General features: G+C 40.4%; 10 protein-coding genes and 1 riboswitch. All 10 genes read left to right on the forward strand.

Annotated features, from left to right (window positions below; genetic code table 11):
- Positions 1–12: 12 nt before the first annotated feature.
- The 10 genes from BMZ99_RS06035 (at position 13) to BMZ99_RS06080 (ending at position 11,422) form a co-directional block, all read left to right on the forward strand.
- Positions 13–531: a GNAT family N-acetyltransferase gene (locus tag BMZ99_RS06035; RefSeq protein ID WP_090933958.1), complete on the forward strand. Its 519-nt coding sequence runs from the start codon at positions 13–15 to the stop codon at positions 529–531.
- A gap of 307 nt (positions 532–838) precedes the next feature.
- Positions 839–1,027 carry a hypothetical protein gene (locus BMZ99_RS06040; protein ID WP_090933960.1) on the forward strand — a complete coding sequence of 63 codons (189 nt, stop codon included), beginning with the start codon at positions 839–841 and terminating at the stop codon, positions 1,025–1,027.
- A gap of 31 nt (positions 1,028–1,058) precedes the next feature.
- The gene (locus BMZ99_RS06045) at positions 1,059–2,390 is read left to right on the forward strand and encodes an MATE family efflux transporter (RefSeq protein WP_090933962.1); all 1,332 of its coding nucleotides are present in this window, start codon (positions 1,059–1,061) and stop codon (positions 2,388–2,390) included.
- Positions 2,391–2,458: 68 nt separating this feature from the next.
- Positions 2,459–2,643, forward strand: a riboswitch (cobalamin riboswitch).
- A 227-nt stretch (positions 2,644–2,870) separates the two neighbouring features.
- On the forward strand, positions 2,871–3,143 hold the full coding sequence (locus tag BMZ99_RS06050; protein WP_245754842.1) for a hypothetical protein: 273 nt from the start codon (positions 2,871–2,873) through the stop codon (positions 3,141–3,143).
- A 34-nt stretch (positions 3,144–3,177) separates the two neighbouring features.
- Positions 3,178–5,370, forward strand: a complete 2,193-nt coding sequence (locus tag BMZ99_RS06055) for a methylmalonyl-CoA mutase family protein (RefSeq protein WP_245754837.1) — start codon at positions 3,178–3,180, stop codon at positions 5,368–5,370.
- Positions 5,370–7,556, forward strand: coding sequence for a methylmalonyl-CoA mutase (gene scpA, locus BMZ99_RS06060; RefSeq protein WP_090933966.1), 2,187 nt, complete (start codon positions 5,370–5,372; stop codon positions 7,554–7,556). Before BMZ99_RS06055 ends, scpA begins: the two co-directional genes overlap by 1 nt.
- A gap of 1 nt (position 7,557) precedes the next feature.
- Entirely contained in the window at positions 7,558–8,700 is a 1,143-nt protein-coding gene (meaB, locus tag BMZ99_RS06065) for a methylmalonyl Co-A mutase-associated GTPase MeaB (protein ID WP_090933968.1), read from the forward strand.
- 390 nt (positions 8,701–9,090) lie between these two features.
- Positions 9,091–9,654 (forward strand): RNA polymerase sigma factor, encoded by a 564-nt coding sequence (locus BMZ99_RS06070; RefSeq protein WP_090933970.1) that lies wholly within the window; start codon positions 9,091–9,093, stop codon positions 9,652–9,654.
- Positions 9,647–10,534: a hypothetical protein gene (locus BMZ99_RS06075; RefSeq protein WP_090933973.1), complete on the forward strand. Its 888-nt coding sequence runs from the start codon at positions 9,647–9,649 to the stop codon at positions 10,532–10,534. The genes BMZ99_RS06070 and BMZ99_RS06075 overlap by 8 nt, the downstream gene beginning before the upstream one ends.
- 15 nt (positions 10,535–10,549) lie before the next feature.
- Positions 10,550–11,422, forward strand: coding sequence for an ATP-binding cassette domain-containing protein (locus BMZ99_RS06080; RefSeq protein ID WP_090933975.1), 873 nt, complete (start codon positions 10,550–10,552; stop codon positions 11,420–11,422).
- The last annotated feature ends 13 nt before the right edge of the window (positions 11,423–11,435 follow it).

Genomic DNA, 11,435 nt, shown 5'->3' on the forward strand with positions numbered 1-11,435 from the left:
AGGAAGGTTACGATGGAGTGCGGGAACATAGTAATTCGCAAGATTGTTAATAGTGATATTGCCAGTGTGCAACATTTCTTATTAGGACAGCTGCAGGACCTCTTTTCTCAGGATGGACAAAATGCTATTACCGATGATGTCTGGGGACTGGCGAAGTTATATATTGAACCTGTCCGCAATCAGATGTGGGCTGCATTCTCTCCAGAGGGGACTGTTATCGGTACGATTGCAATCTGTGAGTATAATGACCGGATCGCCGTTCTGAAAGGACGCTATCCCGGGAAGACTACAGCGGAAATCGGACGATGTTATATTGAAAAAGCGCTGAGAAGACAAGGGATTGGATCGAGGCTGCTAAAAGAAGTTGAAGCTTTTGGATATGAAAAAGAATATGAAATTATCTACCTGCACACACACCGATTCTTGCCGGGCGGCTTTCATTTTTGGGAGAAGCAGGGGTTTGGCATCGTTGTTGAAGAACAGGGAGATGCTCAAATTGTGCATATGGAAAAATCAGTTGCATCTAAGTAAAGAGTATAAACGTAAAAAAGGTCTGCAAAACAAAAAGTTTTGCAGACCTTTTTTACGTTTATGCGCTAGAATTTATAAATTTTAGTAAATGAAAAAATATAAGAAATTATGAACCACAAAGGCACAATGCCGCTGTCACGGCACACAAAGGAGTGTACAAAAAAAATCTTGCAATATCCCCCCTGGGGGGATAAAATGAATAAAAGAGATCCTACCAGAATTAACTATTTTTTGAAAGATATGTTTTGAGAAAAGGTACATTAGGCAGTTTTTATATTGATTTTCATAGCGAGAAGGAGGTAGGAAGATGAGAGTAATTCGACTGATGACAGTAATGCTTGTTATACCGACAATTGCATATGCTCACTCGGGAACCTTGGTTAGATCATTAGCTAACTATGTTCCGATTGCATTAGCCTTTATACCGCTTCTAATTAATCCAGTTCTTAAGCTGTTAAAGAAAATGTATTCTTTCTTTAATGGCAGGCAGGATTAATCTCAATGTCGTTTCATGCAGGGGTCTAAATATGCTAAATAATGTCCTTAATCCAAATGAAAAGAAAAAAGCAAAAGTAGTATTGAGACTTGCGGTACCAACTGTAATTGAGAATCTTTTAATTACAATTGTAGGGTTCGTTGACACTCTTTTTGTTTCTAAAATCGGTTTGCATGAAGTGTCTGCTGTTGGTATTACAAATGCTATTATCGCAATTTACATAGCTGTGTTTTTGGCGATGGGGATTGGGACATCTTCACTCATAGCGCGTTCCATAGGGGCTGGAGAATTTGATAAGGCAAAAAAAATAGCACGGCAGTCAACAGTTATTTCTGGAACCATTGGGCTTATCTTTGGCATGATTACCTTGTGCTTAGCAGAACCATTGCTGCGTAACATGGGAATTGAAGACGATGTTTTAGCCATGGGAATGGTGTATTTTGAAATTGTAGGAATTCCTGCAATCTTTACCGCTCTTATGACCAATTTCGGCAGTATATTGCGAAGTGCTGGGGATAGTAAAAATCCTATGAAGGTGAGTATATGGATTAATCTCATTCATATTGTTTTGGACTACATTCTGATTTTTGGTTTCGGGAGTTGGAGCGGCTGGGGAATTGCAGGAGCTGCTTGGGCAACAACCATTGCTCGATTGATTGGAATGACTGCATTATATTTTTATATTCAACGATCAGCCATCTCTTTTTCATTGCTTAAAGGAACATCGAAAGAATATACAATTCCTTTACTAGCGATTTCTGGTCCCGCAGTTATTGAACGATTCATTATGCGTTTGGGGCAGTTATTTTATGCAGGATTAATTGTACGGATTGGGACAGATGTATATAGTGCTTTTCTATTAGCAGGAAATATTTCTTATTTTTCTTATATGCCTGGTTATGGCATGGGGGTTGCAGCTGCGACTCTTGTGGGTACTTACATAGGGGCGAAGCGTAGAAATGATGCTTATCATTATGGAATAGTAACCATGTGGATTGCTGTTATGCTTATGAGCTTTGTCGGAGTATTGTATTTCACTTTTTCCACGGTTGTCGGACCTTGGTTTACAGACAATCAGGATGTAATTGAAATGGTGACTCTGGGGCTTCGCATTGATGCCTTCGCACAGCCATTTATTGCAATGAGTTTGGTTCTTACTGGAGCACTGCAAGGCGCAGGTGATACGAAAGGTCCTATGTACAGCACAATCTTTGGAATTTGGGTCATCCGTGTAGTCGGGATTTATATCCTTTGTTTTTATTTTACGTTAGGGATTGCAGGAGTTTGGCTGGTAAATGCCATTGACTATATACTTCGATCGATCTTTTTATTTAAACGTTTTAAAAATCATATTACGATTTAATTAGCTTTGTACAAAAACTTGACAATTCATGAAAGATATTATAAAGTGAATCTTATAACATATAAAAAATTCATATGAATGGTATAGGTGCCCTTTTGGGCTTAATAGGGAAGTCCGGTTAAATTCCGGCGCGGTCCCGCCACTGTAATGAGGAGCAAACCCATTTTTATGCCACTGGAATCATTAGGTTCTGGGAAGGTATGGGAAAGCAATGATTCAGAGTCAGGAGAACTGCCTATATAGCAATCACCGATTGACCTGCGAGAGATGGGGAGGGGATTTACGCGCAAGATTCGCGTTTTTTTCGTCCTGGCTATTTATACATAGCCAGGCTTTATTAATACTATTCCTATACTTGCGTTTAAGCTCTCGGCCTATGCTGAGAGCTTTTTATTTCGAAAAGGGGGGTGAGGAAATACGTTATAATCCGTGAGCTTTTCCCACGAATATAAAAAAGAAAGTAGAGGTATATAGGTGGATATGCTGAAATGGGAACCATTTACACCTTTGGTAGAACGAATGGCACAAGAGTCTCCGGAGCTATTAGCAGGATTGCATAATTTAAAAGAACAGATGTTGCCTGCGGAATTTGAAAAATATATAAACTCTTTAATTAGCCTAAAAAAAGGCAATGGTATGTTACTGCTCATTACAAAGAAAGAAATGTACCGATCGATAATTGAAAGTAAATTCCTACCGGTGATTCGCTCTAGTTTTAGTGTGGATCGGGTGCGGATTATTAGCCAGCCTTAATAATATTTTAATAATACTAGAGAATGACAATGAAATGGATGGTGAAAGTATGTCAAATCAGGATGCAGAGAATAAAAAAACAGTTCATGAAGAGCCGCCAGCACGGTTCTTTGCCGAGTTTCCCTATCCCACGTATGAAGAATGGCGTGCAGAATCAGAAAAAGCGCTAAAAGGAGCAAATTGGGAGAAAAAGTTAATCACTAAAACCTATGAAGGAATTAATTTGCAGCCAATGTATCGAATGGAAGATTTAGAAGGACTGGCTCATTGCGATTCTTTACCTGGCAGCTTTCCTTTTGTGCGAGGGTCTAATGCTATGGGGTATTTAGATAAAGCATGGGAGATCAGTCAAGAATGTGCAGAACCTTTTGCTGTAAAAATGCATGAAGTTCTGCAGAATGAGTTAAATAAAGGTGGAACGACGATTCATGTAGTAGTCGACAAAGCAACCTTGAATGGAATTGATGGTGACAAAGCTGATGGTTCTCATTTAGGCAAAGGTATCTCTTTATCGACCTTAGATGATGTACAGCAGGCTTTTCATGGCTTTGATTTAGAGAAAACTCCATTGTTGATCTTTGCTGGTACTTCTGGCATGCAGCTGCTCAGTTTATTTGTAGCTTTAATGAAAGCCAACGGCAGAGATTATCATCAGTTAAAAGGATGCATTGGTGTAGACCCCGTCGGGTATTTAGCTACAGTAGGTGAATTATCTCATTCGTTAGATACATACTATGATGAAATGGCAGCGACAGCTAATTGGGCCCATGACAATACAAAGCAATTAAGAACGATACTGGTGCAAGGGCATCCTTATCATAATAGTGGTGCAAATGCAGTACAGGAATTAGCGTTTGTATTGGCCACTGGCGTGGAATATTTGCAGAATATGCAGCAGCGGGGCGTTTCTATTGATGTGGCTGCTAAACAGATTGTTTTTTCGTTTTCCGTAGGTACTAATTTCTTCATGGAAATTGCCAAACTAAGAGCGGGACGTATGTTGTGGGCTCAAATTGTTGAAGCTTTTGGTGGAAGCCAAGAAGCACAAAAAATGTATATTCATGCAAGAACCTCTGCCTTCACGAAGAGTGTCTATGATCCTTATGTAAATATGCTTAGGACAACCACAGAAGCCTTTTCTGCTATTGTAGGCGGCGTAGACAGTCTGCATGTAGGTTATTTTGATGAAGCCGTAAGACCAGCAGATGATTTTTCTCATCGTATTGCACGCAACACACAAATCATGCTGCAGCAGGAATGTAATCTGACGCAGCCAGTTGACCCGGCAGGGGGATCTTGGTATATAGAAAAGTTAACCAGTGAGCTAGCCGAAAAGACTTGGGTCTTGTTCCAAGAAGTGGAAGCAGCAGGGGGAATTTTGAGGTCCTTGCAAAAGAACTTACCTCAGGAACAGGTAGGGGCTACCGCTAAAAGTAGGGCGGATGGTCTGGCCAAGCGAAAAGATGTCATTTTAGGAACAAATATGTATCCCAATCTGCTGGAAAAACCGCTAGAGGTTCCTGTTTTTGATGCTCGCATTTTTAAAGAGCAGCGTAAAAATCAGATTCATGACTATCGTTTGGATATTGATGATATAGAATGTAAAAGTAGACTACAAGAAGTCAATCAACCATCTCTAAAAGGGAGTGGAGATAAAGATCTTGTAGAGGCAGTTGTTGCAGCGATCCTTAGTGGAGCTACACTGGGTGATATTACGAATGTGATTCGCAAAAATCAGAATGTAACAGTAATTAACCCTATGAATATTCATTCAGCTGACGAAGATTATAAGCAGCTGCGCCAGCGTACTGAAGCGTATATCGAAAGAACAGGCAAGAATGTAGAGGTGTTCCTTGTTAATATGGGAGAAATCCCTCAACATAAAGCTCGAGCTGATTTTGTCAGTGGCTTCCTAGAAGTCGGTGCTTTGACCATGTTGAAAAACAATGGCTTTGCGACGGTTGAAGAAGCAGCTAAAGCTACTTTGGAATCAGAGGCAACGATTGCTGTGATTTGCTCAACAGACGCTACATATCCAGAATTAGTACCGCCTTTGGCTAAGCTCATAAAAGAAGGAAATCCTCAGATTACTTTATTTTTAGCAGGCTTACCTCCGGAAGATTTACAACCGGTGTATAAAGAAGCTGGGGTTGATGATTTTATTCATGTTAGAGCTAATTGTTATAAAATGCTTGCCAAACTTCAGAAAGATAGAGGTATTGTGTAATGTTAATAAAACCAGATTTTACTAAAATCTCTTGCCGAAAAGACTTTGAATCTTCCGATATATCTGCCTGGCAGAAAGAAGTGGAACGTAATAGCGGTAAATTGCTTGATGAATTAGAATTTAAGACAATGGAGCAAATTAATCTAAAACCTTTATATACTAAAGCAGATCTTGAAGGAATCGATCATTTGCCTTATGTAGCAGGAATTGCACCTTTTTTGCGGGGGCCTTATGCAAATATGTATGTGCTGAGACCGTGGACAGTACGTCAATATGCAGGTTTTTCTACAGCTGAAGAAAGTAATGCGTTTTATCGTAGAAACTTGGCTGCCGGACAAAAGGGATTATCCATTGCTTTTGATTTGGCTACACATAGAGGCTATGATTCGGATCATCCCCGGGTTGTGGGAGATGTGGGAAAAGCCGGTGTTGCTGTTGACTCTATCTTAGATATGGAAATTCTATTTTCAGGAATTCCCTTGGATAAAATGTCAGTATCTATGACAATGAATGGCGCTGTACTGCCTATATTAGCTTTTTATATTGTGGCAGCAGAAGAGCAAGGCGTAAAGCAGGAGTTATTAACAGGTACCATTCAAAATGATATTTTAAAAGAATTTATGGTGCGCAATACCTATATCTATCCGCCAGAACCATCGATGCGCATCATTGCAGATATTTTTTCATATACGTCACAGTTTATGCCGAAATTCAATAGCATTAGTATTTCTGGCTACCATATGCAAGAAGCAGGAGCTACTGCCGATATTGAATTAGGTTATACGCTAGCTGATGGTCTGGAATACATTAAGACAGGGATTAAAGCAGGAATGGATGTAGATGCTTTCGCTCCCCGCCTATCTTTTTTCTGGGCAATTGGTAAAAATTATTTTATGGAAGTTGCCAAAATGAGAGCAGGACGCTTGCTGTGGGCTAAAATCATTAAACAATTTAATCCTAAGAATCCAAAATCTATGGCTCTTAGAACTCACTCTCAAACTTCAGGCTGGAGCTTAACAGAACAAGATCCTTTTAATAATGTAGGAAGAACTTGCATGGAAGCTATGGGGGCTGCTCTTGGTCATACCCAGTCACTGCATACCAATGCACTGGATGAGGCCATTGCCTTGCCTACTGACTTCTCTGCACGAATAGCCCGTAATACGCAGCTTTATATTCAGGATGAAACCATGGTTTGTAAAGTTCTGGATCCATGGGGCGGTTCTTATTATGTAGAAGCCTTGACAAATGAATTGGTGAAAAGAGCATGGGGACACATTCAGGAAGTTGAAAAATTAGGTGGTATGTCCAAAGCGATTGACACAGGACTTCCCAAAATGAGAATTGAAGAAGCTGCAGCTAGACGCCAGGCACATATTGACTCAGGTAAGGAAACCATTGTCGGTGTAAATCGGTATCGACTGGATAAAGAAGATCCGCTAGATATCTTATCTGTAGATAATACTGCCGTTCGTTTGTCACAGATTCAACGTCTGGAAAAACTTCGCAGCAATCGAGATAATGATCGGGTACGGCGTTCGCTAGATGCCATTACAAAATCAATGGAAACAGGAGAAGGAAATGTATTGGCACTGGCCATTGAAGCAACAAGAGCCAGAGCGAGTTTAGGTGAAATCTCCGACGCGATTGAACATGTTGCCGGACGCCATAAAGCAATTATCCGCTCTATATCAGGAGTATATAGCAGCGAATTTGCCGAAGAAGAAACAATCAATAAAGTAAGGGCCATGGCCGACGAGTTTGAGAAAACAGAAGGTCGCCGTCCAAGAATTATGATTGCCAAAATGGGACAGGATGGTCATGACCGAGGAGCAAAGGTAATATCAACCGCCTTTGCCGATATGGGGTTTGACGTAGATATCGGACCTTTGTTCCAAACCGCAGAAGAAACCGCACAGCAAGCGGTCGATAATGATGTTCACGTAGTAGGCATGAGTTCATTGGCTGCTGGACATAAAACTTTGCTGCCGCAGCTTATTGAAGAATTAAAGAAACTTGGTCGGGAAGATATTATGGTTGTTATTGGCGGGGTTATTCCAGCTCAAGATTACGAGTTTTTGCGAGAAAATGGAGCAGCGGCCATTTTTGGACCTGGAACCATTATCCCGGTAGCAGCAGAAAAAATATTAAAAGAGTTAGGACGTTATTCACAGGAAGTGAAATGATATGAACCATGAAGAGAAGAAGGATCGGTGGAAGCCGGAATGGATTCCAGCCAATGCAGGAGAGGCGTTTACTACAGAAGTTATGGGCGGAATTCGGAGTCGGCATGATGGCATGCAGAACCAGGAAAAAACAGATAAATCTGTTCAACCTCGTGCCGTTCGCCGCCAGCCTTCCATAGATGAATATGTCCAAGGTGTATTGAGTGGCAATCGGGTTATGCTGTCCAGAGCGATCACACTCATTGAAAGTAATTTGCCAGCTCACATGGAGCTAGCCCAGGAAATATTAAAACAATTGCTGCCTCATACAGGTAAATCCATCCGCGTAGGAATTACTGGTGTCCCGGGAGCTGGAAAAAGTACTTTTATAGAGGCTTTGGGATGTCAATTGTGTAATAAAGGGCATAAAGTAGCAGTGCTGGCAGTTGATCCTAGCAGTACGGTAACGAAGGGCAGTATTTTGGGAGATAAAACTCGCATGGAGCAACTGTCACGCGATCCAAGAGCTTTTATCAGGCCCTCTCCTTCCAGCGGAACACTGGGAGGGGTAACTCGTAAAAGCCGGGAAACGATTCTGCTATGCGAAGCTGGCGGCTATGATGTGTTGTTGATTGAAACTGTAGGTGTAGGTCAAAGTGAAGTAACAGTACGCTCTATGGTAGATTTTTTTCTCTTGCTAATGATCACTGGAGCAGGGGATGAACTGCAAGGTATGAAAAAAGGGGTCATTGAATTAGCGGATGCTATTGTAATCAATAAGGCGGACGGTGATAACAAGCAGAAGGCTTTGATGGCGAAAGTTGATTATGACCGGATATTGCATTTCTTGCGTCCCGCTACAGAAGGATGGGTTACCAAAGGACATACCTGCTCGGCATATACCGGTGAAGGAGTCGAAGATGTTTGGCGAATGATTGAAAAGTTCCAGGATGTAACTGCAGCATCTGGAATCTTCGAAAGGCGACGTCGGACGCAAATGTTAAGCTGGGTACAATCCATGGTACATGAATATTTACAAACTTTATTTATGAATCATCCTGAAGTAATTCAGAAAAAGCCGATAATCGAACAAGATGTGATAGAAGGGCGCATTTCTGCAACCATGGCAGTGAAAAACTTAATTGAAATCTTTGAAGGACATTGATTCTTAAAAAACTCAGAAATCCCATGACTAGGTAAAAAGTCATGGGATTTTTGGGTTTTGCGACAAACTTCTACGAAAACCTTTGCAATGCAACATTCGTGTATAAAAAAACTTTGAAAATTCTTTGAAATCTATACCTGTTGATGTAGGCGGCAAAAGTCGAAATGATCTATAATAAGACCTAATTCTAGGACAATAATTACATAAAATGAACAAATATGATAAAATGTAGATATAATTCTGATTGGGAAGAGTTGGATTTATGGCTATATAAAATGCGAAGGAAGAAGGCAATTATCAAAACGTAACAACAAGAAGTAATATCCATAAGGCAATATTGGGAGATGGCTTAGGGGTATGTTTAGTTAATAGGTAACGGTTTCAAGTGAGGTGGCATTAATTATTTCTGATGAAGAACTTGCAAGGCAATTGCAGCAGGGAAACGAGACTGCTTTGGAGACTATTGTTTCTCGCTACCATTCTAAGATATTTTCATATATCTATCGGATGAGTAAAAATTATCATAGTGCTAACGATATTACCCAAGAGGTATTTATCAAAATATGCCGGAATATTAAAAAGTACAATCCAGAACTTCTTTTCAAGACGTGGATTTATACAATTGCGTCAAACACATGTAAGGACTATTTGAAAAGCGCATATGTGCAAAAAACGATTCATGGTCTTGAGATGCCTGATACTATTAGGGATTATGAGGATACACCGGAAGAATTTTTACAGAAACAGGATGAACGCGAAGCGATTATCGAAGTTCTCAATCAATTGGGAGACATTCACCGTGAAGTAGTTGTCCTTCGTTTTTATGAAGACTTGAAACTGGAAGAAATAGCATTGGTATTGAATATTCCTGTAGGAACAGTTAAATCAAGGTTATCTAATGGCTTACATAATCTTAAAAAACTGCTTAAAGAGGGGGGCGAGGAATTTGGATAAATATCAAGAAATTCTTAGCGAAATTGATAAGGATGGGAATGATGAAGAGATGGTTGCTGTTTTAAATAAACTATCCAAATACAACGTCCCTAAGCCTACTGCTGTCATGACCAGCAGCTTGCTCCATAACCTCAAAGCAGTCTTGCAGGAAAATGATAGTCATGATGATGTTCCAATTCTTAAATCTGTTAATAGAGTAGCGATAGAAAGGTCTGCCAATGATGGCAGTCTACTCTCTGTCTTACGTCTGGTAAAGCCCCAGTTGGCTATTTTGAGTTGGCGGTTTATGGCGATGACTAGTTTGATCATTTTTGCAGGCATTTTTTTAACGAACGGTGATAGAGATTCGTTGATTTTTTTAACAAATGGAGCGCCAATTTTAGGCTTGCTGACGCTTTTTTATGAACATAGGGCAGAGCTTTATGGTACAAATGAGCTGGAAGCGTCTTGTCCTTATACACCAGCCCAATTGGCTGGTGCAAGAATTATCGTAACCTTGGGATATACGATTATCGTTTGTCTGACTGCTACGGGGATGATCGCCCTTTCTTTTTCTGATATGCTGACAAATGAAAAAGTGCTATTATGGAAGACTATTCTTGCATGGTTAGCACCCATGGTGTTTTTCTTAGGTGTCGCGTTGGCTGTTTCTTTGCGCTTAGGCGCTATGTATGGTTGTGGAACGGCATTTATAATGTGGGTAGCGAAAGTTATTTTTGAACAAAGTGATATTGGAAAAAGCTTGATACAAATCAGTCTAGTTGGAAATGGTTTGATACAGCGAATGCCAATGATACTTTTAGTGATAGGTCTCATACTGATTGCAATATATCTACGTTGCTTACGTGTCGAAAATATGGATTACTCCCAAGAGGGATAAAAGAGGGAGAAGAATATGTTAGAGCTATCTTCCATTACAAAATGTTTTAAGAAGAATTGTGTAATACATGATATTTCCCTTTCTTTACCTAAGGGATTACATTTGTTGACTGGACCTAATGGGGCGGGCAAAACGACTTTATTACGCATCCTTGCAGGGGTTATTGCGCCAACAACTGGTCAAGTATCTCTTAATGGAATGTTTCTCCCTAAGGACAGTGTCAGGTTTAAAGCCCATATGGGATACCTGCCTCAGAACTTTGGGATTTATCCTGAAATGACCGCGCAAAAATTTTTGAGATATTTTGCAGAATTAAAGGGGATTCCTGCTGCAGTTGCTAGTGCAAAGGTTGAAGAGGTAATGGATATTGCCCAAATCTCTTCCTTCCATAATAAAACCTTGCGGGACTGGACAAAGGGGATGCGTCAAAAGGTCGGGATCGCCCAAGGGTTATTGAACGACCCTGATCTTTTCCTTATGGATGAGCCATTATCTGGGCTTGATCCGGAAGAACGTTTTTATTTTTGTAATTTGTTTTCCCGGTTATCCTCTGAACGTATTATCCTATTGAGTACCCATATCATTTCAGAATTAACTGCTTTGGCAGATAGTATCATGCTGCTAGATAAGAAAAAACTACGATTTAAAGGTCCAATCTCTGTAATGATAGACACTGCCAGGAGTTTTGTTTGGCGAGCTGTTTTGACTGAGGGTGAGTGGAATGATAAAAAAAATGAATTAATCGTCAGTAGCTTACGGGCTGATAAAGGGTTGTATGAAATAAGGATCATTAGCGATGTTAGGCCGGAGCTTACGGGAGTGTGTTCTGTGGAGCCCACCTTGGAGGATGCGTATATCTATCTAGTATCCCAGGGGGATTCAAAATGAGAAAGAAATGGTA

Origin of the sequence: Pelosinus propionicus DSM 13327 (assembly GCF_900114615.1) — a bacterium.
In the GTDB taxonomy this organism is placed as follows: Bacteria; Bacillota; Negativicutes; order DSM-13327; family DSM-13327; genus Pelosinus; species Pelosinus propionicus.